The sequence below is a fragment of the Kitasatospora phosalacinea genome (assembly GCF_030268885.1).
In the GTDB taxonomy this organism is placed as follows: Bacteria; Actinomycetota; Actinomycetes; order Streptomycetales; family Streptomycetaceae; genus Kitasatospora; species Kitasatospora phosalacinea_C.
The window spans coordinates 49,749-75,956 of the sequence record NZ_BSSA01000034.1; the positions used below are offsets into that span (position 1 = coordinate 49,749).

General features: G+C 74.8%; 26 protein-coding genes and 1 pseudogene. 14 read left to right on the forward strand and 13 right to left on the reverse strand.

From position 1 onward, the window contains the following. The first annotated feature begins 5 nt into the window (after positions 1–5). Entirely contained in the window at positions 6–683 is a 678-nt protein-coding gene (locus QSK52_RS33330) for a PH domain-containing protein (RefSeq protein ID WP_285739975.1), read from the forward strand. A gap of 228 nt (positions 684–911) precedes the next feature. Here QSK52_RS33330 and QSK52_RS33335 read toward each other — a convergent pair whose 3' ends face one another. Beyond that, positions 912–1,832 (reverse strand): NADP-dependent oxidoreductase, encoded by a 921-nt coding sequence (locus QSK52_RS33335; RefSeq protein ID WP_285739976.1) that lies wholly within the window; start codon positions 1,830–1,832, stop codon positions 912–914. Positions 1,833–1,909: 77 nt separating this feature from the next. Here QSK52_RS33335 and QSK52_RS33340 point away from each other — a divergent pair, with 77 nt between their 5' ends. Further along, complete coding sequence (locus QSK52_RS33340) at positions 1,910–2,302, forward strand: winged helix-turn-helix transcriptional regulator (RefSeq protein ID WP_285739977.1); 393 nt, start codon at positions 1,910–1,912, stop codon at positions 2,300–2,302. Here the strand turns inward: QSK52_RS33340 and QSK52_RS33345 are convergent. Continuing rightward, complete coding sequence (locus tag QSK52_RS33345) at positions 2,290–3,276, reverse strand: quinone oxidoreductase family protein (protein WP_285739978.1); 987 nt, start codon at positions 3,274–3,276, stop codon at positions 2,290–2,292. The two genes, QSK52_RS33340 and QSK52_RS33345, sit on opposite strands and share 13 nt — an antisense overlap. Positions 3,277–3,393: 117 nt before the next feature. On the opposite strand from QSK52_RS33345, the gene QSK52_RS33350 reads away from it, so the two are divergent. Beyond that, positions 3,394–3,735 (forward strand): ArsR/SmtB family transcription factor, encoded by a 342-nt coding sequence (locus QSK52_RS33350; RefSeq protein ID WP_285739979.1) that lies wholly within the window; start codon positions 3,394–3,396, stop codon positions 3,733–3,735. A gap of 4 nt (positions 3,736–3,739) precedes the next feature. Here the strand turns inward: QSK52_RS33350 and QSK52_RS33355 are convergent, their stop codons facing one another. The 3 genes from QSK52_RS33355 to QSK52_RS33365 form a co-directional block, all read right to left on the reverse strand. Then, positions 3,740–5,437 (reverse strand): phospho-sugar mutase, encoded by a 1,698-nt coding sequence (locus QSK52_RS33355; protein WP_285739980.1) that lies wholly within the window; start codon positions 5,435–5,437, stop codon positions 3,740–3,742. A 232-nt stretch (positions 5,438–5,669) separates the two neighbouring features. After that, a complete protein-coding gene (locus tag QSK52_RS33360; RefSeq protein WP_285739981.1) occupies positions 5,670–6,503 on the reverse strand; it encodes a purine-nucleoside phosphorylase in 834 nt (277 codons plus the stop codon). 168 nt (positions 6,504–6,671) lie between these two features. After that, complete coding sequence (locus QSK52_RS33365) at positions 6,672–7,109, reverse strand: gamma-glutamylcyclotransferase (protein ID WP_030457274.1); 438 nt, start codon at positions 7,107–7,109, stop codon at positions 6,672–6,674. 133 nt (positions 7,110–7,242) lie between these two features. Between QSK52_RS33365 and QSK52_RS33370 the strand changes: the two genes are divergently transcribed. The 4 genes from QSK52_RS33370 to QSK52_RS33385 all read left to right on the forward strand — a co-directional run bounded on the left by QSK52_RS33370 (position 7,243) and on the right by QSK52_RS33385 (position 11,930). Further along, the gene (locus tag QSK52_RS33370) at positions 7,243–7,800 is read left to right on the forward strand and encodes a hypothetical protein (RefSeq protein ID WP_285739982.1); all 558 of its coding nucleotides are present in this window, start codon (positions 7,243–7,245) and stop codon (positions 7,798–7,800) included. 119 nt (positions 7,801–7,919) lie between these two features. Beyond that, a complete protein-coding gene (locus QSK52_RS33375) occupies positions 7,920–9,374 on the forward strand; it encodes an NAD(P)H-quinone dehydrogenase (protein ID WP_285739983.1) in 1,455 nt (484 codons plus the stop codon). A gap of 198 nt (positions 9,375–9,572) precedes the next feature. Further along, positions 9,573–10,472, forward strand: a complete 900-nt coding sequence (locus QSK52_RS33380; protein ID WP_435053428.1) for a DeoR/GlpR family DNA-binding transcription regulator — start codon at positions 9,573–9,575, stop codon at positions 10,470–10,472. 105 nt (positions 10,473–10,577) lie between these two features. Then, the gene (locus QSK52_RS33385; RefSeq protein ID WP_285739985.1) at positions 10,578–11,930 is read left to right on the forward strand and encodes a condensation domain-containing protein; all 1,353 of its coding nucleotides are present in this window, start codon (positions 10,578–10,580) and stop codon (positions 11,928–11,930) included. A gap of 58 nt (positions 11,931–11,988) precedes the next feature. Here QSK52_RS33385 and QSK52_RS33390 read toward each other — a convergent pair whose 3' ends face one another. Together QSK52_RS33390 and QSK52_RS33395 are read right to left on the reverse strand one after the other, a co-directional pair. Further along, on the reverse strand, positions 11,989–13,764 hold the full coding sequence (locus tag QSK52_RS33390) for an acetyl/propionyl/methylcrotonyl-CoA carboxylase subunit alpha (protein ID WP_285739986.1): 1,776 nt from the start codon (positions 13,762–13,764) through the stop codon (positions 11,989–11,991). Positions 13,765–13,981: 217 nt separating this feature from the next. Further along, positions 13,982–14,734, reverse strand: coding sequence for a hypothetical protein (locus QSK52_RS33395; RefSeq protein ID WP_285739987.1), 753 nt, complete (start codon positions 14,732–14,734; stop codon positions 13,982–13,984). Positions 14,735–14,989: 255 nt separating this feature from the next. Here QSK52_RS33395 and QSK52_RS33400 point away from each other — a divergent pair, with 255 nt between their 5' ends. Further along, entirely contained in the window at positions 14,990–15,748 is a 759-nt protein-coding gene (locus QSK52_RS33400; RefSeq protein ID WP_285739988.1) for an alpha/beta hydrolase family protein, read from the forward strand. Here QSK52_RS33400 and QSK52_RS33405 read toward each other — a convergent pair. Both QSK52_RS33405 and mmpB read right to left on the reverse strand, forming a co-directional pair. Next, positions 15,745–16,374, reverse strand: a complete 630-nt coding sequence (locus QSK52_RS33405; RefSeq protein ID WP_285739989.1) for a Maf family protein — start codon at positions 16,372–16,374, stop codon at positions 15,745–15,747. The genes QSK52_RS33400 and QSK52_RS33405 overlap by 4 nt on opposite strands. A gap of 18 nt (positions 16,375–16,392) precedes the next feature. After that, the gene (mmpB, locus tag QSK52_RS33410) at positions 16,393–16,518 is read right to left on the reverse strand and encodes a morphogenic membrane protein MmpB (RefSeq protein WP_285739990.1); all 126 of its coding nucleotides are present in this window, start codon (positions 16,516–16,518) and stop codon (positions 16,393–16,395) included. A 254-nt stretch (positions 16,519–16,772) separates the two neighbouring features. Here mmpB and QSK52_RS33415 point away from each other — a divergent pair, with 254 nt between their 5' ends. Continuing rightward, positions 16,773–17,192 carry a DoxX family protein gene (locus QSK52_RS33415; RefSeq protein ID WP_285739991.1) on the forward strand — a complete coding sequence of 140 codons (420 nt, stop codon included), beginning with the start codon at positions 16,773–16,775 and terminating at the stop codon, positions 17,190–17,192. On the opposite strand, the gene QSK52_RS33420 is transcribed toward QSK52_RS33415, so the two are convergent. Next, positions 17,189–17,989: a helix-turn-helix domain-containing protein gene (locus QSK52_RS33420; protein ID WP_285739992.1), complete on the reverse strand. Its 801-nt coding sequence runs from the start codon at positions 17,987–17,989 to the stop codon at positions 17,189–17,191. The two genes, QSK52_RS33415 and QSK52_RS33420, sit on opposite strands and share 4 nt — an antisense overlap. 88 nt (positions 17,990–18,077) lie before the next feature. On the opposite strand from QSK52_RS33420, the gene QSK52_RS33425 reads away from it, so the two are divergent. Together QSK52_RS33425 and QSK52_RS33430 are read left to right on the forward strand one after the other, a co-directional pair. Continuing rightward, positions 18,078–18,458, forward strand: coding sequence for a nuclear transport factor 2 family protein (locus tag QSK52_RS33425; protein WP_285739993.1), 381 nt, complete (start codon positions 18,078–18,080; stop codon positions 18,456–18,458). Positions 18,459–18,502: 44 nt separating this feature from the next. Continuing rightward, positions 18,503–19,216: an MBL fold metallo-hydrolase gene (locus QSK52_RS33430; protein WP_285739994.1), complete on the forward strand. Its 714-nt coding sequence runs from the start codon at positions 18,503–18,505 to the stop codon at positions 19,214–19,216. A gap of 4 nt (positions 19,217–19,220) precedes the next feature. On the opposite strand, the gene QSK52_RS33435 is transcribed toward QSK52_RS33430, so the two are convergent. Further along, on the reverse strand, positions 19,221–19,421 hold the full coding sequence (locus QSK52_RS33435) for an acyl-CoA carboxylase subunit epsilon (RefSeq protein WP_285739995.1): 201 nt from the start codon (positions 19,419–19,421) through the stop codon (positions 19,221–19,223). Positions 19,422–19,443: 22 nt separating this feature from the next. Then, positions 19,444–21,033 (reverse strand): acyl-CoA carboxylase subunit beta, encoded by a 1,590-nt coding sequence (locus QSK52_RS33440; RefSeq protein ID WP_285739996.1) that lies wholly within the window; start codon positions 21,031–21,033, stop codon positions 19,444–19,446. Between the two features lie 200 nt (positions 21,034–21,233). On the opposite strand from QSK52_RS33440, the gene QSK52_RS33445 reads away from it, so the two are divergent. From QSK52_RS33445 to QSK52_RS33455, 3 genes and pseudogenes are all read left to right on the forward strand, one after another. Continuing rightward, positions 21,234–22,130: a biotin--[acetyl-CoA-carboxylase] ligase gene (locus QSK52_RS33445; RefSeq protein ID WP_435053426.1), complete on the forward strand. Its 897-nt coding sequence runs from the start codon at positions 21,234–21,236 to the stop codon at positions 22,128–22,130. Between the two features lie 192 nt (positions 22,131–22,322). After that, positions 22,323–23,387, forward strand: a complete 1,065-nt coding sequence (locus QSK52_RS33450) for an adenylate/guanylate cyclase domain-containing protein (protein ID WP_285739997.1) — start codon at positions 22,323–22,325, stop codon at positions 23,385–23,387. Between the two features lie 94 nt (positions 23,388–23,481). Beyond that, positions 23,482–24,696: pseudogene (locus tag QSK52_RS33455) on the forward strand (diguanylate cyclase domain-containing protein); the annotation flags it as partial. A gap of 587 nt (positions 24,697–25,283) precedes the next feature. On the opposite strand, the gene fdhD reads toward QSK52_RS33455, so the two are convergent. Next, positions 25,284–26,099 (reverse strand): formate dehydrogenase accessory sulfurtransferase FdhD, encoded by an 816-nt coding sequence (gene fdhD, locus QSK52_RS33460; RefSeq protein WP_285739998.1) that lies wholly within the window; start codon positions 26,097–26,099, stop codon positions 25,284–25,286. Positions 26,100–26,208: the final 109 nt, after the last annotated feature.

Here is a 26,208-nt window from a genome sequence, read left to right on the forward strand (position 1 = left end):
ACGGCATGACCGAATCCGACCGGACACCCCACCAGGGTTCCGCCGCCGACGAGCCCGTGTACGCCGACCGCGTCTACCGCTCCGTCCCCAGCGTCATCGCGGGCGTCATGATGCTCGCCGTCGCCGCCTGGCTGATCATCGACGCCGTGGTGTCCGGCACCGGGGCCACCCCGTGGGTCGCGCTCGCCGCCGCGCCCGTCTTCGCCTTCCCGGTGATCGCCTACACGCTGCGGCCCGTGGTGCGCGCCAACGACCGGCGGCTGGTCGTCCGCAACCCGCTGCGGACGATCGTCGCGCCCTGGTCCACGGTCGAGGGGCTCAAGGCCGGGTACTCGGTCGAACTCTTCGCCTCCGGACGCAAGTTCCAGGTCTGGGCGATCCCGGTCTCGCTCCGCCAGCGCAAGAAGGCCACCCGCCGGGCGACCCGCGCCGCGGCCGAGGGCGACCCCGCGCTGCGCAGCCCCGACCGCCCCGGCCGGGCCCCCCGCACGCCCCGTCCGGACGAGCTCGACCCCACCCGCGCCTGGTCCGACGCGGTCGTCAACGCGCTCCAGGAGCAGGCCGAGCGCAACGCGCACAAGCCCGCGGCGAGCGGCGAGCTCCAGGCCACCTGGTGCTGGTGGATCATCGCGCCGACCCTCGCGGGGCTGGTCGCGCTCGTCGCGGTGATCGCGGCGACCTGAGCGGAGCGCGCGCGTCCAGGGGCTCGGGGAACTCTTCGGCAGACGAGCATGCACAACAGGGGCTCGGGGAACGGCGGGTCCGAGCTGCTGGTGGCCGGAGCCCATCGATGTGTCCGTGCTGCTTCGGGCCGTAGGAACAGAACCCGAAGCCACCGCACGCGCCGGCAGCGCACCGTGAGCAGTCCCGGGCCCGCCGTTCCCCGGGCCCCTGAACACGCGCCCTCCCGCTCAGGGGACGAGCAGGAGGCGGCCGCGCAGAGGGCCGGACTCCAGGCGGCGGTGGGCGTCGGCGACCCGGTCGAGGGGGAGCGTTCCGGCCGTGCGGGGAGTGAGGCCGGCGGCGGCGAGGGCGGCGAGGCGGGGGCCGTCGGCGCGGATCCAGACCCGGGTGACCCGGGTGCCGCGCAGCGGGGCCGGGCCGGTGCCGAGGACGGCGACCAGGGTGCCGCCGCCGCGGACGGCGTCGAGGGCGGTCGGGCCGAGCGAGGCGGCGTCGAGGGCGGCGTCCACCCCGGAGGGGACCGCCCCGCGGACGGCCGCCGCCAGGTCCGCCGAGCGCGGGACGAAGGTCTCGGCGCCCAGTCCGCGCACCAGCGCCTCGTCGGCGTCGCCCGCCGCGGCGACCACCCGCAGCCCGGCCCGGACGGCGAGTTGGACGGCGAAGCCGCCCACCGACCCGGCCGCGCCGGTGACCAGGAGGGTCGAGCCGGGGCGCAGGTCCGCCAGGTCGAGGGCCTGGGCAGCGGTGAGGGCGCCCAGCGGCAGCCCGGCCGCGGCGACCGGGTCGAGGCCGTCGGGGAGCGGGGCCAGCGCGTCCGCGTCGAGGACGACCTGCTCGGCCTGCGCCTTGAGCGGGAGGCCCAGCCGGTCGGACAGGCCGAGGACGGGCTCGCCGCGCCGGAAGCCGGTGACGCCGGGGCCGAGCGCGTCGACGGTGCCGGAGACGTCCCAGCCGAGGCCGGTGACCGCGCGGGCGGGCAGCAGTCCGGCGGCGGTCAGCGCGCCCGAGCGGGTCTGCAGGTCGACGGGGTTGACGGCGGCGGCGGTCACCCGCACGCGCACCTGGCCGGGCCCCGGTGCGGGCACCGGGACGTCGGCGACCTCCAGGACGTCGGGGCCGCCGAAGGAACGGAGGATCACAGCTCTCATGACGGCCACGCTAGGCGGCGCTACTCTCTCCGGGGAAGTAGGTACCTGGAAGTGCGCAACCCACCGGAGAGTGCCCGATGCCGACCCGCACCGCCGCCCAGCGCCGCGAGCAGGAGCGCGCCCGCTACGACGCCTACCTGGCCCAGTGCCCCGCCCGGCAGCTGCTGGAGCGGATCGGTGACAAGTGGGTCAGCCTGGTCCTGAACGCCCTGGCGGACGGGCCGCTGCGCCACGGCGAGCTGAACCGGATCGTGGCCGGGGTGAGCCAGAAGATGCTCACCCAGACCCTGCGCGCCCTGGAGCGCGACGGCCTCGTGACGCGGACCGTCACCCCGGCGGTGCCGGTCCGCGTCGACTACGGGCTCACCGCGCTCGGCCGCTCGCTGCTCCCGGTGGTCGCCGCGGTCAAGGACTGGGCGGAGACCCACATCGAGGAGGTGCACGCCGCGCGGCGCGCCTACGACGGCTGACCCGGCGCGACCACGTACTTGCCCTCGCCGCGGCCGGCGGCGAGCAGGTCGTGGGCGGCGGGGACGGCGGCCAGGCCGTCCAGGACGGTCACCGGGGTGTCGAGGCGCCCGGCGGCCAGCAGGTCGAGGGCCCGGCGGATCGCGTCGGCGACCTTGGCGGGGGCGTGGGTGAGCAGGCTGCTGTGGCTGAAGCCGGTGAGGGTGGCGTTGGCGCCGAGCAGCCGGGGGAGGGGCGGCAGCGGGTCGGGGGCGCCGCCGCCCGCGTTGCCGAAGAGGACGACGCGGCCGCCGGGGGCGAGCAGGTCGAGGTCGAGGGCGAGGGCGGCGGTGCCGAGCGGGTCGAGGACGAGGTCGATGCCGCGTCCGTCGTTGTCCGCGCGCAGGCGGGCGGCGAGCTCGGCGGGGTCGGTGCCGCGGGCGTGCACCGCGTGGTAGCCGTTGCGCAGGGCGGCGGCGGTCTTCTCGGGGCGGCCGACGGTGCCGAGCAGGCGGCCGCCGCCGAGGTGGGGGAGCAGGCGGGCGACGGCGGTGCCGACGCCGCCGCCGGCCGAGTGGACGAGGACGCTCTCGCCGGGGGCGAAGCGTCCGGCGTCGGTCAGCAGCAGGAGCGTGGTGGCGAGGCCGAGCGGGGCGGTGGCGGCGACGTGCAGCGGGACGCCGGCGGGGACGGGGACGGTGAGGGCCGCGTCGGCGAGCGCGACCTCGGCGAGGCCGCCGGCCCGGGTGGCGGCGACCACGGGGGTGCCGACGGCGAGGTGGGTGACGCCCTCGCCGAGGGCGCGGACGGTTCCGGCGACCTCCTTGCCGGGGTGGTGCGGCCAGCTGCCGGTGTAGGCGGCGTCGCCGCGGCGGGCCATCACGTCGACGAAGTTGAGTCCGGCGTAGGCGACGTCGACCGCGACCTGGCCGGGGCCCGGCCGCGGCGGTTCGAGGTCGAGGACGCGGCTGTGTTCGGCGCCGCCTGCTTCGGTCATCACGAGTGCGCGCACGGTGGTCCCCCTGGGCGTGTTTCGAGATACGATGTTCTACGAACGTCGAAATTAGTACCACGCAACTTCGACATCTGTCGAACATCCCTGGAGGAGGCGCCCGTGCCCCGTCCCAGCCGCCGCCGCGAGGCCCCCCACTACCCCGAGACCGCCGACATCGACCTGCTGGACGTCCTGCACGCGCTCTCCGACCCGACCCGGATGACCATCGTGCAGACCCTCAGCGCGGAGCCCGAACGCGCCTGCGGCACCTTCCCGGTGGACGTCGCGCCCTCCACCCTCAGCCACCACTTCAAGGTGCTGCGCGAGGCGGGCCTGATCCGGCACCGCGAGGAGGCCAACCGCCGCCTGACCACCCTGCGCGCGGCCGACCTGGAGGAGCGCTTCCCCGGCCTGCTGGGCACGGTGGTCGCCGCGTACCGCGGCGGCGGCCGGGCGTCCTGAGCCGTCAGGCCAGGCCCGCGGCGGTGGCGAAGTCCTGCTTGAGGGCGTCCAGCAGGGCCTGGGCACGGAGGCGGGCGGCGGGCAGGTCGGCGGCGGTGGCGACCGGGAGGACGGCCTCCAGGTAGCACTTGAGCTTGGGCTCGGTGCCGGAGGGGCGGACGACGACCCGGGCGGAGGTGACGGACGGGCCGGTGAGGAGGTAGCGCAGGCCGTCGGTGGGCGGCAGGTCGGCGCTGCCCGCGGACAGGTCGTCGGCGCGGGTTACGGTGAGGCCGGCCAGTTCGGTCGGGGGCTTGTCGCGGAGGGTGGCCATCGCGTCCGAGATGACGGAGAGGTCGTCGACGCGGACCGAGAGCTGGTCGGTGGCATGCAGGCCGTGCGCGAGGGCGAGTTCGTCCAGCAGGTCGGTGAGGGTGCGGCCGTCGCGCTTCAGCCCGGCGGCGAGTTCGGCGATCTGGAGGGCGGCGGTGACGCCGTCCTTGTCGCGCACGCCGTCCGGGTCGACGCAGTAGCCGAGCGCCTCCTCGTAGCCGTAGCGGATGCCCTCGGTGCGGGAGATCCACTTGAAGCCGGTGAGGGTCTCGGCGTAGCCCAGCCCGGCCGCGGCGGCGATCTTGCCGAGCAGGGTGGAGGAGACGATGGTGGTGGCGAACACGCCCGGCGCGCCCTTGGCGGCGACGGCCGCGCCCAGCAGGGCGCCGACCTCGTCGCCGCGGAGCATCCGCCAGTCGCCATCCGGGGTGGGGACGGCGACGGCGCAGCGGTCGGCGTCCGGGTCGTTGGCGATCACCAGGTCGGGGCGGGCCGCGCGGGCGGCGGCGAAGGCGAGGTCCATCGCGCCGGGCTCCTCCGGGTTGGGGAACGCGACGGTGGGGAAGTCCGGGTCCGGCTCGGCCTGTTCGGCGACCACGGTCGGCGCGGGGAACCCGGCGGCGGCGAACGCGGCGAGCAGGACGTCGCGGCCGACGCCGTGCAACGGGGTGTAGACGGTGGTGAGTTCGCGCGGGCCGACGGGGTCCAGCACCGAGACGGCGCGGGCGAGGTAGGCGGCGAGCACGTCCTCGCCGAGCACCTCCCAGCCGCCCTCCGCGCGCGGGACGTCGGCGAGCGCGCCCAGCGCGTCGATCTCGGCGGCGATGTCCGCGTCCGCGGGCGGGACGATCTGCGAGCCGTCGCCCAGGTACACCTTGTAGCCGTTGTCCTGCGGCGGGTTGTGGCTGGCGGTGACCACCACCCCGGCCGCCGCCCCCAGGTGCCGGATCGCGAACGCCAGCACGGGGGTCGGCAGCGCCCGCGGCAGCAGCGCGGCCCGCAGCCCGGCGCCGACCACCACGGCCGCGGTGTCCAGCGCGAAGTCGTACGACTTGTGCCGGGCGTCGTAGCCGATCACCACCAGGTCGCCGAGCCCGGGGTGCTTGCGGACGTACGCGGCCAGGCCCGCCGCGGCCCGGATCACCACGGCCCGGTTCATCCGCATCGGCCCGGCGCCCAGCTCGCCGCGCAGTCCGGCGGTGCCGAACTGCAGCCGCCCGGCGAAGCGTTCGGCCAGCCGGGACCAGGCGATCCGCTCCTCCGCCTCGGCCTCCGGCCCCTCGGCGGCCGCCAGCAGCGCGGTCAGCTCGGCGCGGGTCTCCGGGTCGGGGTCCTCGGCCAGCCAGGTGCGGGCCCGGTCGAGGAGGTCGTTGGTGGGTGCCTGCGGCATGCGGCCCGCTCCCTGGGTGTGTGAGGACGAGGGGTGAGAGGTGTGAGGACGAGGCGTGCGGCACGTGCGGAGGGTGCGACGGGCGGGCGGGCAGCGTGCGGGCGGCGGGCGGGTCGGGAACCGGCCCTCCCGGTTCCCGACCCGTCCGGCCGCCCCGCGCTCCTCGTCGCCACGTTCCCGATTCTCCGTCAGCCGCGCGCCGCCGCGGGGGAGTCCGGCCCCCGCCGGGGTGTCAGATCCGTTCCAGGACCTTCGCCAGCAGCGCGCCCATCCGCTCGGCGGACGCCTTGCCGGCCGCCAGCACCTCGGCGTGGTTGAGGGGCTCGCCGGTGATGCCCGCGGCCAGGTTGGTGACCAGCGAGATGCCGAGCACCTCGGCCCCGGCCTCGCGGGCGGCGATGGCCTCCAGGGTGGTGGACATGCCGACGAGCTCGCCGCCGATCACCCGGGCCATGTTGACCTCGGCCGGGGTCTCGTAGTGCGGGCCGCGGAACTGCACGTAGACGGCCTCGTCGAGGGACGGGTCGATCTCGCGGCAGAGGGTGCGCAGGCGCTTGGAGTACAGGTCGGTGAGGTCGACGAAGTTGGCGCCGACGATCGGGGAGTCCGCGGTCAGGTTGATGTGGTCGCTGATCAGCACCGGCTGGCCGGGGACCCAGCCCTCGCGCAGGCCGCCGCAGCCGTTGGTGAGCACGACCGTCCGGCAGCCCGCCGCGGCGGCGGTGCGCACGCCGTGCACCACGGTGGCCACGCCGTGGCCCTCGTAGTAGTGGTTGCGGCCGAGGAAGACCAGGGCCCGGCGTTCCTCGCCCGCGCCGGGGATCCGCACCGAGCGGATGGTGCCGGCGTGGCCGGCCACCGAGGGGGCGGGGAAGCCGGGCAGGTCGGTGACCGGGAACTCGGCCAGCGTCTCGCCCAGGGCGTCGGCGGCCGGCACCCAGCCGGAGCCCATCACCAGGGCGACGTCGTGGCGCTCGGCGCCGGTGAGTCCGCGCAGCCGGTCGGCAGCGGCCCGGGCGGCGGCGTAGGGGTCGGCGGAGACGACCGTCTGAGGAGATGCGTTCACGCGGTCGAGGATAGGTCAAATCTGCCTACGCGCGTAGACAGCACGCCCAGGCCATGCCGGATCGTTACCCGGATTGCGCGGAAGCACGGCATTCGTCCCCGCGGCGGCAAGGGTTCCCGGCGGAACCCACAGCGGCCCGGCGAGGGCGGCCGTCAACCGGCGCGGCCGTCAGCAGGGGCGGCGGCGCAGGTCCAGCACGTAGTCGTCGGGGGCGCCGGCGCTCTCCGCCGCGTCCGCGATCAGGCCCAGGTAGCGGGCGGCGGGCAGCCCGCCCTCGTAGTCGTTCAGCACGTACGTCCAGACCGCGACCTCGCCGTCCAGGGTCTGCGCGCGCAGCTTCACCTTGCGGTAGATGCCGAGCTGCACGCCCTCCCAGCGGTCCAGGCCGTCCTCGTCCATCGGGGCGACGTCGTAGAGCGAGACGAAGACCTGCTCCTTCTCGTCCTCCACCACGGTGGCCAGCGAGCCCTCCCAGCCGAGCTGCTCGCCGCCGAAGGTCAGCCGCCAGCCGGGCAGCCAGCCGGTGCCGCGCAGCGGGGAGTGCGGGGCGCGGCGGGACATCTGCCGGGCGTCGAGGTTGGTGGCGTAGGCGGCGTAGAGCGACATGGCGCCAGCCTACGGGAGCCGGACGGTCCACCGGGCTGCGTGTCCGGAGCGGGCCTACCGTGGAGGGAGGTCTCACCCCGCGGGCGAACCCGCCGGGTCGGGGGCGGGGTGCGCGCCGGACGGGAGCGTCCTGATGCGACAACTACCGGTGGTGGCGGGTGTCCCGGTCGTGGCGGCGGTGCTGCTGGCGACCGCGGTCGGCTGCGGGTCCAACGGCGGCGGCGGCCAGGCGGGGGCCAGTCCGCCGGGCGCGGTGACCGTCACCGCGACGCCCACCCCGACCGTCACCGTCACGCCGACGCCGACCCCCACGGTCACCGTCACGCCGCAGACGGTCACCGCCACGCCGAACCCGACCGTCACGGTCACCACCGCGAAGGGCGGCAACCCGACGCTCACCAGTGCGATCGCCGTGGTGCAGCAGTACTACGAGGACATCAGCAACCACGACTACGCGGCGGCCTGGGCGCTGGGCGGCAGGAACATCGGCGGCAGCGACTACAACGGCTGGGTGAAGGGCTACGCCACCACCGCCAGCATCTACCTCGGCACCACCAGCACCTTCGGCTCCAACCAGGTGCGCGCGGTGATCTACGCGGTGCAGACCGACGGCAGCACGAAGACCTACGAGGGCACCTACACGGTGTCCGGCGGGGTGCTGGTGTCGGCCTCGATCCAGCAGACGGGCTAGCGGCGGGGCCGCAGCGGGGCCGGGGTAGGGCCGGGGGAGGGCCGGGGGAGGGCCGGGGTAGGGCCGGGCGGGGCTACAACAACGGCCCCGGCGTGGAATCGGTTCCGGCGTGCGGGACAATGGAGCACGTGACTCGGATCGTGATCATCGGTGGCGGACCAGGCGGATACGAGGCGGCCCTCGTGGCCGCCCAGCTCGGCGCGGAGGTGACCGTCGTCGACCGCGACGGTCTGGGCGGATCGGCGGTGCTGACGGACTGCGTGCCGTCCAAGACGCTGATCGCCACCGCCGAGGTGATGACCAGCTTCGACAGCTCCTACGAGGAACTCGGCATCCTGGTCGCGGACGGCACGCCGGACCCGGCCGACCCGGCCCGGGTGGTCGGCGTCGACCTCGGCAAGGTCAACCGGCGCGTGAAGCGCCTGGCGATCGCGCAGTCCCACGACATCACCCAGGCGGTCACCCGCGCCGGGGTCACCGTGCTGCGCGGCCGCGGCCGGCTCGGCGGCGGCGGCCAGGCGATCGACGGCTCCCGCGAGGTGCTGGTCGACCTCGCCGACGGCGGCACCGAGTCGGTGCGCGCCGACGCGGTGCTGATCGCCACCGGCGTCCGCCCGCGCGAGCTGCCCGACGCCCAGCCGGACGGCGAGCGGATCCTCGCCTGGACGCAGGTGTACGACCTGGAGGAGCTGCCGCGCGAGCTGATCGTGGTCGGCTCCGGCGTCACCGGCGCCGAGTTCGCCGGCGCCTACCAGGCGCTCGGCTCGAACGTCACGCTGGTCTCCTCGCGCGACCGGGTGCTCCCGGGCGAGGACCCGGACGCCGCCGAGGTGCTGGAGGACGTGTTCCGCCGCCGCGGCATGAACGTGATGAGCCGCTCCCGGGCCGAGAGCGCCAAGCGGATCGGCGACCGGGTGGAGGTGACCCTGGCCGACGGCAAGGTGATCACCGGCACGCACTGCCTGATGGCGGTCGGCTCCATCCCCAACACCGCGGACCTGGGCCTGGAGGAGGCCGGGGTCGCGGTCAACGACTGGGGCCAGATCAAGGTCGACCGGGTCTCCCGCACCTCCGCCCCCGGCGTGTACGCGGCGGGCGACTGCACCGGCGTCTTCATGCTGGCCTCGGTGGCCGCCATGCAGGGCCGGATCGCGATGTACCACGCGCTCGGCGACGCGGTGCAGCCGCTGAACCTGAAGACCGTGGCGTCCAACGTGTTCACCGACCCGGAGATCGCCACCGTCGGCTACACCCACGCCGACGTGTCCTGCGGGAAGATGGACGCCGTCGAGGTCAAGCTCCCGCTGCGCGGCAACCCGCGGGCCAAGATGCAGGGCATCCGGGACGGCTTCGTGAAGCTGTTCGCCCGCCCCGGCACCGGCATCGTGGTCGGCGGCGTGGTGGTCGCCCCGCGCGCCTCCGAGCTGATCCACTCCATCTCGCTGGCGGTGGACAACAACCTGACGGTGGAACAGGTCGCGAGCGCCTTCACGGTCTACCCGTCGCTGTCCGGCTCGACCGCCGAGGCGGCCCGCCAGTTGCACATCCGCAAGCGCGAGGGCGCGGGCTCCTAGGGGCGCGCGGGACGTACGGGAACGAGCCGGGCGCGCACTGCCCGGCTCACCCGGTCGGAGGGGCGCGCATTGTACGGTCGTGCGCCGTTCCGAGGTGAGCAAATCCCGTTACCAGGTGCAAACGCCTGAAAGCAGACGGTCACTCGGGTTACCGTCGGTCCTGTGTTTGCAGCAGAACGTCGCCAGTTGATCCTAGAGATGGTGCGCGCCAACGGAGCCGTGTCGCTCCGTGAACTGGCCCGCGTCGTCCAGACCTCCGAAGTCACCGTCCGTCGGGACGTCCGGGCGCTGGAGTCCGAAGGGCTGCTCGACCGCCGCCACGGCGGAGCGGTGCTGCCCGGCGGGTTCAGCCGTGACCCGGGCTACCCGCAGAAGACCCACCTCGCCACCGCCGAGAAGAGCGCCATCGCCGACCTCGCCGCGGACCTGGTCGAGGAGGGCGACGCCATCGTGGTCGGCGCCGGCACCACCACCCAGGAGCTGGCCCGCCGGCTCGCCCGGGTGCCGGGGCTGACGGTGGTCACCAACTCGCTGCTGGTCGCCCAGGCGCTGGCGCACGCCAACCGGGTCGAGGTGGTGATGACCGGCGGCACCCTGCGCGGCTCCAACTACGCCCTGGTGGGCAGCGGCGCCGAGCAGTCGCTGGCCGGGCTGCGGGTCACCAAGGCGTTCATCTCCGGCAGCGGCCTGACCGCCGAACGCGGCCTGTCCACCGCCAACATGCTCTCCGCCTCGGTCGACCGGGCGCTGGTGCAGGCCGCCAACGAGGTGATCGTGCTGGCCGACCACACCAAGCTCGGTGCGGACAGCATGTTCCAGACCGTCGCCACCGAGGCGATCACCCGGCTGGTCACCGACGAGCGCACCATGCTGGACGACCTCACCTCCCGCGAACAGCACGCGCTCGCCGACTGCGGGGTGCAGGTCTCGGTGGCCTCGCTCGGCCTGACCGCCGAGCCCGGGGCTCACCCGCAGGCCGCCCGCCGCCCGTCCGGGCCGCCCGGCCTGGCCCCCGGCAGCCCGCTGCCCGGCCAGCGCCGCCCCGCCCCGCCCGGCGCTCTGCCGCCCGCCGCCCGGCTCGCCGAGCGGATCCGCTGACGGCGCTCCGGCCGACCGCCCCCGGGGCGCCCCGCTGACCGGTTCCGGCCCGCCCGGTGCCGACCCCTGGCCGCCCCGACCGACCCGCTTGTAGCGTCTGCCCCCATGGACGCAGCGAGCGAAACACTCGACCGCACGACCGAACTGACGGTGCGTCAGGCCCGCGGCGGCCGCGGCCCCGCGACCTGGGGGCAGCGCGCCATCCACTCCGCCCTGCTCCGGCTCGGCAGCGACGCGCCCCGCTACAACCTGCGGCTGGCCGCCCCCGTCGCCCCCGGCCTGGCTCCGGACGCGGTGCTCCGCGCCTACACCGAACTGCTGCACCTGCACGACGCGTTGCGCACCCGGCTGCTCACGGAGGACGGCGACCTGGTGCAGGTCGTCGACGCCGACGGCGTCCTCCCGGTGGCGCTGCTGCACCGGGACACGCCCGAACTGGCCGCCGCGGCCGCCGCGGAGCTGGTCGCCGAGTACGCCGCCGAGCCCTTCGACCCGGCCCGCGAGTGGCCGGTGCGACTGGCCCTGGTGCTGGTCGACGGCCTGGTCCGGCAGGCCGTGATCGTGCTCTCGCACACCGCCGCGGACGGCTGGGGGATGCGCCGGATGGTCCGCGACCTGATGCTGCTCTCCGCCGGGCGCACCGCCGAAGAGCTGCGCGCCGAACGGGAGTTCGCCCAGCCGCTGGAGGAGGCCGCCGAGCAGTGCTCGCCGCGCGGCCGCCGCCGGGACGCCGCCGCCCGGCGGCACTGGCGGGAGAAGCTGGCGCTCGGCCCGCGCGCCCTGCTGCCCCGCCCGGCCGCCGAGCCCGACCCGGAGCGGCCCTTCCCGTACGCGGTGCTGCGCTCCCCGGCGCTGGCCGCCGCGCTGCCGGTGGCCGCCGCCCGGCTGCGCAGCAGCGACGCCACGGTGCTGCTGGCTGCCGCCGCCACCGAGTTGGCGCGGCTCGGCGGACAGCGCGGCTTCCTGTGCCAGGTGGTGGTCGGCAACCGGTTCACCGAGCAGTCCGCCGAGGCCGTCACCACGCTGGCCCAGGAGGGGCTGTTCCACCTCCCGGAGATCGCCGAGGACTTCGCCGAGACCGTCCGCCGCGCCCAGGGCCCGGCGCTCACCGCCTACCGCCACTCCGGTTACGACAAGCCGCAGTTGGACGCCGATCTGGAGCAACTGCGCTCCTCGGGCGTCGAGTTGGCCGACCACTCGGTGTTCTGGAACGACACCCGGGATCCGCTGGCCGCGCTGATGTCCGACGGATCGGAGCAACCGGGCTCGGCGGAGCGGGAGTTGAGCTTCCCCGGCGCGTTCCCGGCCCGCCCGGGGGTGTCCGTCGCGGTGGACGTGGTGGTGGTGCCCGGCGCGGTGGAGCTGCGGATGGTGGTGGACGGCGCGCTGCTGGGCCGGGAGCAGATGGTGCAGTTCCTGTGCGGCGTCGAGGAGTTGGTGCTGGGCGCGGCCGGATGACCGGAAGGGCGGCGGGAGTCCGTGGACTCCCGCCGCCCTTCCGTCACGCGTCCCGTGCTCAGACGTCCTTGATCTCGCAGAGCGCGGCGCCGCTGGAGACCGAGGCGCCGACCTCGGCCTTGAGGCCGACGACGGTGCCGGCCTTGTGGGCGTTCAGCGGCTGCTCCATCTTCATCGCCTCCAGGACGACGATCAGCTCGCCCTCGGCGACGACCTGGCCCTCCTCCACGGCGACCTTCACGATGGTGCCCTGCATCGGCGAGGCCAGGGTGTCGCCGGAGACCGCCGAGGCGGCCTTCTTGGTGCCCGCCCGGCGCTTGGCCTTGGCGGCGGACGCCCCGGCCGCGGGGGCCGCGGCCACGCCCAGCGAGGAGGGCAGCGAGACCTCGATCCGCTTGCCGCCGACCTCGACGACCACGGTTTCGCGGCCCTCGGGCTCCTCGCCGTCGGCGCCGGCGCCGACGAACGCCGGGATGGTGTTCTCGAACTCGGTCTCGATCCACCGGGTGTAGACCGTGAACGGCTCGGTGGAGCCGGTCAGTTCGGGGGCGAAGGCGGGGTCGGTCACCACGGCCTGGTGGAACGGGATGGCGGTGGCCATGCCCTCGACCTTGAACTCCTCCAGGGCGCGCTTGGCGCGCTGCAGGGCCTGCTTGCGGTCGGCGCCGGTGACGATCAGCTTCGCCAGCAGGGAGTCCCAGGCGGGGCCGATCACCGAGCCGGACTCGACGCCGGCGTCCAGCCGGACGCCCGGGCCGGACGGCGGGGCGAACAGCGTGACGGTGCCGGGCGCGGGCAGGAAGTTGCGGCCCGGGTCCTCGCCGTTGATCCGGAACTCGAAGGAGTGGCCGCGGATCTCCGGGTCGTCGTAGCCGAGCTCCTCGCCGTCCGCGATCCGGAACATCTCGCGGACCAGGTCGATGCCGGCGACCTCCTCGGAGACCGGGTGCTCGACCTGCAGGCGGGTGTTGACCTCCAGGAAGGAGATCAGGCCGTCCTGGGAGACCAGGAACTCGCAGGTGCCGGCGCCGACGTAGCCCGCCTCGCGCAGGATCGCCTTGGAGGCGCGGTACAGCTCGGCGTTCTGCTCGGGGGTGAGGAACGGCGCGGGCGCCTCCTCGACCAGCTTCTGGTGGCGGCGCTGCAGCGAGCAGTCGCGGGTGGAGACGACCACCACGTTGCCGTGCTGGTCGGCCAGGCACTGGGTCTCCACGTGCCGCGGCTTGTCCAGGTACTGCTCGACGAAGCACTCGCCGCGGCCGAACGCGGCGACCGCCTCGCGGACCGCCGACTCGTACAGCTCGGGGATCTCCTCCAGCGTGCGGGCGACCTTCAGGCCGCGGCCGCCGCCGCCGAACGCCGCCTTGATGGCGACCGGCAGGCCGTGCTCGGTGGCGAAGGCCACCACCTCGTCGGCGCCCGAGACCGGGTCGGCGGTGCCCGCGACCAGCGGGGCGCCGGCGCGCTGGGCCACGTGCCGGGCGGTGACCTTGTCGCCGAGGTCGCGGATGGCCTGCGGCGGCGGACCGATCCAGGTCAGGCCGGCGTCGAGCACGGCCTGCGCGAACTCGGCGTTCTCGGACAGGAAGCCGTACCCGGGGTGGACCGCGTCCGCGCCCGAGTCGGCAGCGGCCTTGAGCACCTTGGCGATGTCCAGGTAGCTGGTGGCCGGGGTGTCGCCGCCCAGCGCGTAGGCCTCGTCGGCCGCCCGCACGTGCAGCGCGTCCCGGTCAGGCTCCGCGTACACCGCGACGCTGGCGATACCGGCATCCCGGCAGGCCCGGGCGACGCGGACGGCGATTTCTCCGCGGTTGGCGATGAGCACCTTGCGCACTGTGGCTCCCTTCTCGAACCTCGTCGAGTCTATGGATTGGAGGGCGCTACCGGCGAGTAGTCCCTGGTGGTGAGCGTGCTCACACGCTCGGTGGTCGGACTCCCTTGCGGGCGGCGGAGGTTGGCGCCGCGCCGCAGGCAGCGGGCGCGTGGCGCCCGCGCGCCGGGGTGCGGGAGGGTTCGCGGGGGCGGGGTGGCCTTGGCCACACCGGGTCGGTTCAGACGGCCGCCGGCTGGGGACGGGTGGTCGCCGCGGCCGTCACGTCGGCCTCGAACTCGACCACGTCCGGCCCGTAGGCCCGGGCGTTCACCAGGCGCAGCACCACCGCGAAGGTGCCGTCCCGGCCGTGCTTGCGGGCCAGCGTCCGGTGGTGCGCGGCCAGGTAGCGGGCCGCGGCGTGGTTGGACACCGCGGTCTGCCCGGCTATCACGAACACCGGCCGGCTGCCCGCCCGCAGGTGTATGCGGGCCAGCAGCACGTACGCCCGCTGGCCGGGCTCCTCCGCCGACGTCCGGAACCGGAACTCGCGCGCACCGGCCAGCAGGGTCTGCACCGGGTGCCCGGCCTCCTGCGGCGGCTCGACGAACGAGACCCCGGGCAGCCAGGACGCCAGGTGCGCGGCCGTCCGCTTGTTGCTCACCGGGCCGCCCACGCAGAACTCGGTCTTGTCGCCCAGCCCCTGCCGGACCTCGTCGTGCCCGGTCAGCGTCGCCTGCGCGCCGCAACCGCGCACCAGCGCGGCCAGCTCCATCAGCGCGTACACGTCGTCGCGGGCCACGCTCGCCCGGTCCGGCGCCCCGGCCTGACGGTTGACCACCAGCAGTGCCTCGCCGGCGGCCGGGAGTCCGAAGAAGGCCCGCTCCCGCTCCAGCCGGCGCCGTCGGCGCACCGACTGGGCCAGCCAGCCGAGCGCACCGCTGATCGCCGAAGCGACCACTCCCAGAACGACGTTGAGCACACCATCGGTCATCTTCCGCTCCTCGTCGCTCCTCTCCGGCCCGGCTGCGTCAGCCTAACCGGGCCCCGGTGGCAGGGGAGTGGAACTCTGTGACAGATGTGCGGGCCCGGTTCTGTCCGATTCCGCACCCCGGAAGCGGAATCGATCGCTCCATTTCCCTCCGGCGCCCCCCGCGACGACCGAATGGTCCGGACCATTGACCCCGGCCCGCCCGCTCCCTAGCGTCTCAGCCACAAGCGCACCACCCGCACGATTCACGGGGGAAACGTGAAGCGTTCCGCACTGCCCGTCGCGCTGGCCGCGACCGTGCTGCTGCTCACCGCCTGCTCCAGCGGCTCCGGCTCCGGCTCCGGCGGGGTCGCCGCCCCGCCCGGCCCGAGCGTCGACACCTACGGCTGCCTCACCCGGGACCAGGCCGCGAAGGGGGCCTTCACCCTCGACGGCGGCAGTGCCGCCGGGAACCGGCTGGACGCCTACTACCGGGACTCCGACGCCGGGCACGCCAAGGTCGGCGTGATCTTCTCGCACCAGGCCGACGGCTCGCTCTGCGAGTGGGTCCCGGTCCTCGACCGGTTCACCGGGGCCGGGTACGCGGTCCTCGCCGTCACCTGTTCGGGCGACGTCACCGAGGCCATCAAGGCCGCCGAACGCCACTACCAGGGCAAGGGCGTCACCCAGGTCGCCCTGGTCGGCGCCTCCAAGGGCGCCGCCGCCTCGCTGGTCGCCGCCAAGCTCGACAACCCGCTGCCGGTCAAGGCCGTGGTCTCGCTCAGCTCGCCCCGGGCGACCTCGCTGTACAACGCCGGTCTCGCGGTCACCGTGGTGAGGACGCCCACCTACTTCGCCGCCGAGCAGCTCGACTCCCCGTTCGCCGAGAACGCCCAGGCCCTCTACGACGCCTCCGTCGCCGAGGACAAGCAGCTCAAGATCTACCCCGGCGCCAACCACGGCGCCCCGCTGCTCCAGGACGGCGCCCTGCCCGACGTGCTCGGCTACCTGGCCGAGCACGCCCCCGCGGGGGGTTAGGCCCTCCGGGCCCCCGTCGTCCAGAGGTCGGTGATGCGCACGTCCAGCTCGGAGAGCAGGCGGCGCAGCAGCGGCAGCGACAGCCCGATCACGTTGCCGGGGTCGCCGTCGATCCCCTCCACGAACGGTGCCGAACGGCCGTCCAGGGTGAACGCCCCGGCCACGTGCAGCGGTTCGCCGGAGGCGACGTACGCGGCGACCTCGGCGTCGTCCGGCGTCCCGAACCGGACGGTGGTGGAGGCGGTCTCGGCGGCCCGCTTCCCGGTCGCGGTGTCGATCACGCAGTGGCCGGTGCGCAGCACGCCCGAACGCCCCCGCATCGACCGCCAGCGGGCCACCGCCTCCGCCGCGTCGGCCGGCTTGCCCAGCGCGGCGCCGTCCAGCTCCAGCACCGAGTCGCAGCCCACCACGAGCGGCGGCTCGCCCGGCTCGGCGGCCAGCTCCTGCGCGACCTTCTCCGCCTTCGCCACCGCCAGCACCAGCGCCAGCTCCCCGGGCGTCGCGGCGCTCAGCGCGTCCTCGTCCACCCCGCTCACCCGCACCAGCGGATCCAGGCCCGCCTGCCGCAGCAGGCCCAACCGGGCGGGGGAGGCGGACGCGAGAACCAGCGGACGGCGAGCGGTCATGCGACCAAGCCTAGCGGCCTACACCAGCACCAGGGCGGCCCCCGCGAGCGCCAGCAGCGCGAGCACCAGCGCCGTCCGCCGAAGCCTGCGCAGCACCTCGCGGGCCTCTTGCGACGGCTCGTCGCGGGGGTCTGACCAGAGCACCTCACCAGCCTGCAACGGGAGGGGCGGGCGCGCCTGAGTATCCGTACTCAGTCCGGCGTAGCGGAAATGGTTCGGGTGCCCGCTTGACGTCCGGGCCCCGGTTCCCTGCAATGGAGCAACTGGATTGTCGGGTCCATGATCGGCGGCGTGCGGGCCGTCGGAGCGCTCCTGCGCCCGGCACCGGGTCCCCCCATGGTCAGGGCACGCGCACGCCTCCAGAACCACCCCACTGGTTTCGGCAGAGGAGAAGCCCCGTGTCCCAGTTCCTCACCACCGCGCGGACCACCACCGACGCGGCCCGCCCCCACCTCATCGCGCTGTACCGCGTCGTCGTCGGCCTGCTCTTCGCCTGCCACGGCGCCGCCTCCCTGTTCGGCGTCCTCGGCGGGGCCCACGGCGGCGGCACCGTCGAGGCCGGGACCTGGCCCGGCTGGTACGCCGCCGTCATCCAACTCGTCTGCGGCGCCCTCGTCGTGCTCGGCCTCGGCACCCGCGTCGCCGCGCTCGTCGCCTCCGGCTCCATGGCCTACGCCTACTTCTCCGTCCACCAGGAGAACGCGCTCCTCCCGATCCAGAACGGCGGCGAGCCCGCCGTCCTGTTCTGCTGGGCCTTCCTCCTGATCGCGGCCCTCGGCCCGGGAAGTTTCACGCTGACCGGCCGCCGGGACGCCTAGGCCCGGCGCTCCCCGTCGCCGGGGGCGCCGGTGCGGAAGAAGCGGGCGGTGGTGTCGTCGGCGGGGAAGTACGCCTCGACGGCGAGCTCCTCCAGCGTGACGTCGAAGGCGGCGCCGAACGTGGTGATGGTGTTGACGAAGCACAGCTCGGTGCCGCGGTGGTCGATCCGGACGGGCAGCGCGATGGCGGCGGGGTCCGGCGGCGGTGGATCGGCCGCCGGGCCGTAGGAGAGCAACTCCTCGTGCAGCGCGTGCAGTTCGGGGTCGCCGCTGCGGGCGGCCTGCCGGGCCAGCCGGGGCAGCAGGTGGGCCCGGACCTGCTCCAGGTTGCGCAGGCGCGGCGCGAACCCGCCGGGGTGCAGGCCCAGCCGCATCATGTTGACCGGCGGCCGCAGCAGCGCCGGGTCGACGCCGTCCAGGAAGACGTCGACCGCGCCGTTGGCGGACAGCAGGTTCCAGCGGCTGTCCACGGCCAGCGCCGGGTACGGCTCGTGCCCGCGCAGGACCTGCTCCAGGACGGCCCGGGCCGGGGCCAGCTCCGGGTCGTCCAGGGGCCGTTGGCGGACGACGGGGGCGTGCCCGGCCGCCACCAGCAGGCGGTTGCGGTGCCGCAGCGGGACGGCCAGGTGCTCGGCCAGGCGCAGCACCATCGCACTGCTGGGGACGGTCCGCCCGGTCTCCACGAAGCTGACGTGTCGCGCGGAGACGCCCGCCTGGATCGCCAGGTCGAGCTGGCTGAGCCCCCTGCGGTGCCGCCACTCGCGCAGCAGTTCACCGACCGGCCGGTCCTGGATCATGTGCGGATTCTCGCCGGTCCCGGCCGTCCGCGTCGATGACGAGGGAGGTAATCGACGCGGCCGGGCGCCCCCGGCGAGGGTGGACGGCATGGACGACAACAGCACGGCCGCCCGCAACAGGCGCCTGGTCATCGACGGCTTCACCCGGTTCGCGGCGGGGGACACCGAGGTCCTCCGCACGCTCCTGCACGAGGACTTCGTCGAGCACAGCCCCGGCAACCCCTCCGGGCGGGACGCCTTCCTCGCCTTCGTCGCCGCGGCCCCGGTGGCCCGCGCCCGGCTCGACCTCAAGCGGGTCGTCGCCGACGAGGAGCACGTGGTGGTGCACTACTGCATGACCACGGACGAGGACCCGCGCGGCACCGCCGTCATCGACGTCTGGCGGTTGGCCGACGGTTTGATCGTCGAGCACTGGGACGTGGTTCAACCGGTGCCGGACGAGGAACAGGTGCCGCACGGGATGTTCTGAGACCCGCGCACCCCGCCCCCCACGCCCCTCGAAGGGAAGCTCCCGTGAGACTCGCCCCCCACCTGCACCGCCTCGGCAACGACACCGTGGCCTGCTACCTCGTCGACACCGACGAGGGCGTCACCCTCGTCGACGCCGGACTGCCCGGCCACTGGCGCGACCTGCAGCGCGAACTGCGCTCCCTCGGCAAGTCCGTCGACGACGTCCGCGGCCTGGTCCTCACCCACGGCGACTCCGACCACCTCGGCTTCGCCGAACGCCTGCGCAGCGCCCACGGCGTCCCGGTGTACGTGCACGCCGCCGACGCCGAGCGCGCCCGCACCGGGAAGAAGCCCCCCGTCGCGACCGGCCCCTGGCGCCTCGGCCCGGCGCTCGGCTTCCTCGGCCACGCCCTGCGCAAGAACGGCCTGCGCACCCGGTACCTCGGCGCCGTCACCGAAGTCTCCGACGGCGACGTGCTGGACCTGCCGGGCAGCCCCGTGATCGTCGGCCTGCCGGGCCACTCCCCGGGCAGCGTGGCCGTGCACGTCCCGCTCGCCGACGCGCTCTTCGTCGGTGACGCGCTGACCACCCGTCACGTCCTCACCGGACGCCGCGGCCCCCAGCCCGCCCCCTTCACCGACGACCCCGCCGGGGCGCTCGCCTCCCTCGACCGGATCGCCGACCTCCCGGCCTCCTGGATCCTGCCCGGCCACGGCGCCCCCTGGCGCACCTCACCCGCCCGGGTCGCCGAGGCCGTCCGGGCGGGTGGGGCGTAGGCCCTCAGCGGGCCCAGAAGCTGGTGCGCCAGGCGTGCGGGCCCGGGGGCGGGAGCGGGCGGGCGGTGCGGGTGGTCCAGGCGGTGGCCGGGCCGCGGGCGGGGCCTTCGGCGGCCCGGGTCGCGGCCCGGGAATGGACCACCGCCAGGACGGTGGCCAGCTCCTCGGGGGTCGGCTGCCCGTGCAGCACCTGAATGGGCGTCATGGTGCGGTGGTCCCTTCGGGGGTCAGAGCGGGATGTTGCCGTGCTTCTTGGGCGGCAGCGCCTCCCGCTTGCCGCGCAGCGCCCGCAGCCCGCGGACGATGTGCCGCCGGGTCTCGCTGGGCGCGATGACCGCGTCGACGTAGCCGCGCTCGGCGGCCAGGTACGGGTTGAGCAGGGTGTCCTCGTACGAGGCGAGGAGCTCGGCGCGGCGCTCCTCGCCGAGGCCCTGGGCCTCGGCGGCGGCGATCTCGCGGCGGTGCAGGATGTTGACCGCGCCCTGGGCGCCCATCACGGCGATCTGGGCGGTCGGCCAGGCCAGGTTGAGGTCGGCGCCGAGGTGCTTGGAGCCCATCACGTCGTACGCGCCGCCGAAGGCCTTGCGGGTGATGACGGTGATCAGCGGCACGGTGGCCTCCGCGTAGGCGAAGATCAGCTTGGCGCCGCGCCGGATGATGCCGTCCCACTCCTGGCCGGTGCCGGGCAGGAAGCCGGGCACGTCGACGAAGGTCAGCACCGGGATGTTGAAGGCGTCGCAGGTGCGCACGAAGCGGGCCGCCTTCTCGCTGGCGGCGATGTCCAGGCAGCCGGCCAGGTCCATCGGCTGGTTGCCGACCACGCCGACCGGGTGGCCCTCGACCCGGCCGAAGCCGACCACGATGTTCCCCGCGTACAGCGGCTGGACCTCCAGGAAGTCCCCGTCGTCCAGGACGTGCTCGATCACCCGGCGGATGTCGTACGGCTGGTTCGCCGAGTCCGGGACGATGGTGTCGAGTTCGAGGTCCTCGGCGGTGACGGTGAGGTCGGCCTGCTCGGGGTAGGCCGGCGGGTCGGTGAGGTTGTTGGAGGGCAGGTACGACAGCAGCGCCTTGACGTACTCGATCGCCTCCTTCTCGTCGGCGGCCAGGTAGTGCGCGTTGCCGGACTTGGTGTTGTGGGTGCGGGCGCCGCCGAGCTCCTCCATGTCGACGCTCTCGCCGGTGACCGTCCTGATCACGTCCGGCCCGGTGATGAACATGTGGGAGGTCTTGTCGGCCATCACCACGAAGTCGGTCACCGCGGGGGAGTAGACCGCGCCGCCCGCGCACGGGCCCATGATCAGCGAGATCTGCGGGATCACGCCGGAGGCGTGCACGTTGCGGCGGAAGATCTCGCCGTACAGGCCGAGCGAGACCACGCCCTCCTGGATCCGGGCGCCGCCGGAGTCGTTGATGCCGATCATCGGGCAGCCGGTCTTCAGCGCGAAGTCCATCACCTTGACGATCTTCTCGCCGAACACCTCGCCCAGCGAGCCGCCGAAGACCGTGAAGTCCTGCGCGAACACGGCGACCTGACGGCCGTCCACGGTGCCGTAGCCGGTGACCACGCCGTCGCCGTACGGGCGGTTCTTCTCCTGGCCGAAGTTGGTGGAGCGGTGCCGGGCGAACTCGTCGAACTCCACGAAGGAGTCCTCGTCCAGCAGTTCGGCGATCCGCTCGCGGGCCGTCAGCTTGCCCTTGGCGTGCTGCTTCTCCACCGCCGCGGCCGAGCCGGAGTGCACCGCCTCGTCGATCCGTCGGCGGAGGTCGGCGAGCTTCCCGGCGGTGGTGTGCGGGTCCTGCGGTGCCTGGGTCATTCCGGTGGCTCTCCCTGCGTCCTCGGCCGCCGGCCCGGCGCGCGAGGGGGGCGGGCAGGGCGGCGCTGCGGTCTACCGCCCAGCAGCGTATCCAGGACGGGGACGTTCGTGGTTATGGCCATCGACACATCGTCCACCTGCCCGTGGTGCGGGACGATGATGCGGCATGTGGCCGCTGCACGTGCCCCTAGGCTGGCCGGGTGACCACTCCCGACAGCCCCCGCCCCCGCCGCTCCGGCCTGCGCGGCTTCGGCCACGACGGCCCCTCCCCGTGGACCGACCTGGAGCGCCCGCCGCTGGACGAACGGGCCCTGCGGCTCGACCTGCTGCGCCCCGGGGCGCTGTGGACCTCACTCGATGTGGTGAGCGAGACCGGCTCCACCAACGCCGACCTCGCCGCCCGCGCCAGGGAGGGCGCGCCCGAGGGCGGCGTCCTGGTCGCCGAGTCGCAGCACGCCGGACGCGGCCGCCTGGACCGCCGGTGGAACGCGCCGCCGCGCTCCGGGCTGTTCCTGTCGCTGCTGCTGCGCCCGCAGGGCGTGCCGACGGAGCGCTACGGCTGGCTGCCGATCCTGATCGGCACCGCCGTCTCCGCCACCCTCGACCGGGTCGCCGGGGTGAGTACCGGCCTGAAGTGGCCCAACGACCTGCAGACCGTCGTCGACGGGCAGGAGCGCAAGCTCGGCGGCATCCTCACCGAACTGTCCGGCGGCGCCGTGGTGGCCGGCCTCGGCCTGAACGTCTCGCTGCGCGCCGACGAGCTGCCCGTCCCCACCGCGACCTCGCTCGCCCTGGCCGGGGCGGGGACCACCGACCGGTCCACCCTGCTGCGCGCCGTGCTGCGCGAGTTCGCCGAGCTGTACGGCGAGTGGACCGCCGCCGCGGGCGACCCGCACGCCAGCGGCCTGCTGCCCGCGTACACCGCCCGCTGCACCACGCTGAACCGGCAGGTGAGGGTCCAGCTGCCCGGCGAGCGCGAACTGCTCGGCGAGGCCGTCGCGGTGGACGGCGACGGCCGCCTGGTGGTGCGCACCCCCGACGGGGCCCGGCACCCCGTCGCCGCGGGGGACGTGGTGCACGTGCGCCCGCAGGACTGAGGACGGCCGCGCCGGTCTCACCCAGCGGGACCGGCCGACCGGCTGCCGGGCGGATGCCCCGGATTACGCGATTCCGTGCGAACATTCCACCTGGCAGCGGTGTGAGGCTCGCCACTACCCCCGCGGTGGTCGGCTGCCCGCACCTCGGAGACGGCAAGACACAAGTGCGGCCCACCGCACGGGGACGGACCGGTGACAGACAACGGCGGCGCCACGACGGGCTCCGGCAGCGGCGCGACGGACGAGACCACCGTCGCCACCGACCTGGAGCGGCTGATCCTCGACGCGCCGCGCAAGTACACCCCGTACCAGGCCGCGCGGGCCGCCGAGGTCCCGATGGACCTCGCCACCCGGTTCTGGCGCGCCATGGGCTTCCCCGACATCGGCCAGTCCCGCGCCCTCACCGACAACGACGTGATCGCGCTGCGCCGCCTGGCCGGCCTGATCGAGTCCGGGCTGCTCAGCGAACCCATGGCGATCCAGGTCGCCCGCTCCACCGGCCAGACCACCGCCCGGCTGGCGGGCTGGCAGATGGACACCTTCCTCGACAACCTCACCCAGCCCGTCGAACCCGGCATGAGCCGCTCCGACGTCGCCTACCCGCTGGTCGAGCTGCTGCTGCCCGAACTGGAGCAGTTCCTGGTCTACGTCTGGCGCCGCCAGCTCGCCGCCGTCACCGGCCGGGTCGTCCAGGCCGCCGAGGACCACGAGGTCACCTCCGGCCGCCTCGCCGTCGCCTTCGCCGACCTGGTCGGCTTCACCCGGCTCTCCCGCCGGCTGGAGGAGGAGGAGCTCGGCGAACTCGTCGAGGGCTTCGAGAACACCTGCTCCGACCTGATCGCCGGCCAGGGCGGCCGGGTGGTCAAGACCCTCGGCGACGAGATCCTGTTCGTCTCCGAGGACCCGGCCACCGTCGCCGAGATCGCCCTCTCCCTGGTCGAGACGCTCGCCGAGGAGGACAACATGCCCGCCCTGCGGGTCGGCATGGCCTTCGGCACCGTCACCTCCCGGATGGGCGACGTCTTCGGCACCACCGTCAACCTCGCCTCCCGGCTCACCTCCATCGCCCCCAAGGACGCCGTCCTGATCGACGGCGAACTCGCCGCCGCGCTCGACCAGCACGGCACCGCGAGCCTCCCCGACGCCCCGCCCGCCCCCGGCCACCGCTTCAACCTCCAGCCGATGTGGCGCCGCCCCGTCCGCGGCCTCGGCCTGGTCGAGCCCTGGCTGCTCACCCGGGTGCCCACCACCGACTGAACTCCGCACTTCACCCGAAAACCGCACGGACCGACCTAGGCTGGGTAAGGGGTCACGCGGGCAGAGGAGAAGGCTTACGGTGAGTGAGGCGACCATGGACGAGCGGGCCTCGTTCGAGGCGGCGGCGCCCGACCTGCGGCTGCAGGCCGTGGTGGAACTCGCCCAGGACATGGCGGGCGCGATGACCCCGCTGGAGGCCGTCCGGGCCGCCGCCGCCCGGGCGGTCTCCGCGCTCGGCGCCACCATGGCCGCCGTCTCGGTCTGGGACCGCGAGTCCGGGCGGCTGCGGGTGCTGGTCAACCACGGCGAACTCGCCCCCGGCGAGGAGGAACTGCCGGAGGACGAGTCGTACCCGGTCGCCGACTTCCCCGAGATCGTCACCTACCTGGAAGAGCACTGGAGCACCGGCCGCCTGCCCCGCGCCTGGACCCAGACCGCCGAGGACGTCGGCCCGCCCACCGGCCACCCGCCGCACGGCGGCGGCGCGTTCTGCCGCCAGCGCGCCGCCGGACTGCGCCGCCGCGGCCGCGGCTGCTGCCTGGTCGCCCCGATCGTCCTGCACGGCCAGGCCTGGGGCGAGCTCTACCTCGCCCGCGGCACCGGCATGCCGTACTTCACCGACGCCGACGCCGAGTACGCCACCCTGCTCGCCGCCCAGGTCTCGGCCGGCCTCGCCCAGACCGAACGCGTCGCCGACCTGCGCCGTCTCGCCTTCACCGACGCCCTCACCGGCCTGGCCAACCGCCGCGCCGTCGACGCCCGCCTCGACGCCGCGCTCAAGGCCCACAACCGGGAAGGCGCGGTCGTCTCCCTGGTCGTCTGCGACGTCAACGGCCTCAAGCGGGTCAACGACCAGCTCGGCCACGAGATGGGCGACCGGCTGCTCGAACGCTTCGCCCACCAGCTCTCGCTGTCCGCCGCGAAGCTCCCCGGCAGCCTGGCCGCCCGGCTCGGCGGCGACGAGTTCTGCCTGCTCGCGGAGGGCCAGTCGGCCGACGAGGTGGTCGCCGTCGCCGAGGAACTCTGCGCCCGCGCCCTGGAGTTGACCGACGGCGAGGGCGTCGCCTGCGGCATCGCCTCCACCGGCGACTCGATCGGCCCGGTCACCACCCCCGACCGCCTGTTCCGCCTCGCCGACGCCGCCCAGTACCGCGCCAAGGCCGGCCGCGCCGCCCACCCCGTCGTCGCCGGACGCAGCCACGGCCCCGCGTACGCCCCCGACCCGACCGTGCAGCTCGCCGACGCCGCCGACCCCCAGCGCAAGGCCCCCGGCGGGCGGCAGAACGGCGACCGCCGCCGCTTCCGCGGCTCCGCGCACAGCGCCGACCCCGGCCAGCTGATCACCGCCGTCCTCGCCGCCCTCGACCAGGGCGGCGGCACCCACCCCGCCGACACCCTCGGCCGGCTCGCCGTGGTCGCCGAGACCGCCGCCCGGCTGCTCAACGCCGTCGGCTGGTGGATCTCCTACGTCCCGCCCGGCTCCCCGCTGATGCGCACCGCCCGGCACGCGGTCTACCGGATGACCGGCGGTCCCGCCAGCGCCCGCGCCCAGACCCAGCGCGCCCAGATCGAAGCCCCCGACGCCGTCTTCGACCTCAGCCACTACCCCCTCACCTCCCGCACCGTCACCGGCGGCTCCTTCGCCCTCCGGGCCGGCGCCCCCGGCAACGACGCCGCCGAGGAGGCCGTCATGGTCGTCTCCGGCTACCGCGCGATGGCCGCCGCGGGCGGCTGCAACCCGGCCGGGGGCTGGCTCCTCGAACTCTTCGCCGACGACTCCACCCTCCCCCTCACCCAGGCCGCCCCCGCCCTGCGGACGCTGGTCGCGGTCGCCCTGGCCGGCCCCTGCTCACCGCCTCCGGCGTGAGCGGCCGGGAGCCCCGGGCCTGACGGGCCTCAGCCGATCCGGTCCGGGCGGGTGTAGACGTTCGCGGTGCGGTCGCGGAGGAAGCCGACCAGGGTGAGGCCGAGTTCCTCCGCGAGGTCGACGGCGAGGGAGGAGGGGGCGGAGACCGCGGCCAGCAGCGGGATCCCGGCGAGGGCGGCCTTCTGGGTGAGTTCGAAGGAGGCGCGGCCGGAGACCGCGAGCAGGTGGCCGGTCAGCGGCAGGCGGCCCTCGCGCAGCGCCCAGCCGACGACCTTGTCGACCGCGTTGTGGCGGCCGACGTCCTCGCGGACGCACAGCGGCGTCCCGTCCGCGGCGAAGAGCCCGGCGGCGTGCAGCCCGCCGGTGGTGTCGAAGGCGCGCTGGGCGGCGCGCAGCCGGTCGGGGAGCTCGTACAGGACGGCCGCGGGCACGGTCAGCGGGTCGGGGGCGACGTCCCAGCGGGAGCGGGTGCGGACGGCGTCGACGGTGTCGCGGCCGCACAGGCCGCACGCGCTGGTGGTGAGCAGGTTGCGGTGGGCGGAGAGCGCCGGGCGGGCGCCGCGGACGGTGGCGTCGACCACGTTGTACGTGTTGGCGCCGTCCGCGTCCGTCCCGGCGCAGTAGCGCAGCGCGGCCAGCTCCTCGGTGGCGCCGACCAGCCCCTCGCCGACCAGGAACCCGGCGACCAGGTCGAAGTCGTGGCCGGGGGTGCGCATGGTGACGGTCAGCGCCTCGCCGCCGATCCGGATCTCCAGCGGCTCCTCGGCGGCGAGGCTGTCGGGCCGCACCGCGCGCTCGCTCCCGTCCAGCCGCACCACTCGTCGTCGTTCCGTCGCCCGCGCCATGCGTCTCGCACCTCCGCGGGCCAGTCAACCACCTGCCGGAGCGCGGGGGCCCGCAGCCGGACCGCAACCCTGCTTGTCACATTGCCATTCACCTGATGAGATTGTGCAT

Coding starts and splice junctions, on each gene's coding strand:
- QSK52_RS33330 (WP_285739975.1), top strand. CDS start 6: ATGACCGAATCCGACCGGACACCCCACCAGGGTTCCGCCGCCGACGAG.
- QSK52_RS33335 (WP_285739976.1), bottom strand. CDS start 1,832: ATGAGAGCTGTGATCCTCCGTTCCTTCGGCGGCCCCGACGTCCTGGAG.
- QSK52_RS33340 (WP_285739977.1), top strand. CDS start 1,910: ATGCCGACCCGCACCGCCGCCCAGCGCCGCGAGCAGGAGCGCGCCCGC.
- QSK52_RS33345 (WP_285739978.1), bottom strand. CDS start 3,276: ATGACCGAAGCAGGCGGCGCCGAACACAGCCGCGTCCTCGACCTCGAA.
- QSK52_RS33355 (WP_285739980.1), bottom strand. CDS start 5,437: ATGCCGCAGGCACCCACCAACGACCTCCTCGACCGGGCCCGCACCTGG.
- QSK52_RS33365 (WP_030457274.1), bottom strand. CDS start 7,109: ATGTCGCTCTACGCCGCCTACGCCACCAACCTCGACGCCCGGCAGATG.
- QSK52_RS33370 (WP_285739982.1), top strand. CDS start 7,243: ATGCGACAACTACCGGTGGTGGCGGGTGTCCCGGTCGTGGCGGCGGTG.
- QSK52_RS33375 (WP_285739983.1), top strand. CDS start 7,920: ATGGAGCACGTGACTCGGATCGTGATCATCGGTGGCGGACCAGGCGGA.
- QSK52_RS33380 (WP_435053428.1), top strand. CDS start 9,573: ATGGTGCGCGCCAACGGAGCCGTGTCGCTCCGTGAACTGGCCCGCGTC.
- QSK52_RS33385 (WP_285739985.1), top strand. CDS start 10,578: ATGGACGCAGCGAGCGAAACACTCGACCGCACGACCGAACTGACGGTG.
- QSK52_RS33395 (WP_285739987.1), bottom strand. CDS start 14,734: ATGACCGATGGTGTGCTCAACGTCGTTCTGGGAGTGGTCGCTTCGGCG.
- QSK52_RS33405 (WP_285739989.1), bottom strand. CDS start 16,374: ATGACCGCTCGCCGTCCGCTGGTTCTCGCGTCCGCCTCCCCCGCCCGG.
- QSK52_RS33420 (WP_285739992.1), bottom strand. CDS start 17,989: ATGATCCAGGACCGGCCGGTCGGTGAACTGCTGCGCGAGTGGCGGCAC.
- QSK52_RS33425 (WP_285739993.1), top strand. CDS start 18,078: ATGGACGACAACAGCACGGCCGCCCGCAACAGGCGCCTGGTCATCGAC.
- QSK52_RS33435 (WP_285739995.1), bottom strand. CDS start 19,421: ATGACGCCCATTCAGGTGCTGCACGGGCAGCCGACCCCCGAGGAGCTG.
- QSK52_RS33440 (WP_285739996.1), bottom strand. CDS start 21,033: ATGACCCAGGCACCGCAGGACCCGCACACCACCGCCGGGAAGCTCGCC.
- fdhD (WP_285739998.1), bottom strand. CDS start 26,099: ATGGCGCGGGCGACGGAACGACGACGAGTGGTGCGGCTGGACGGGAGC.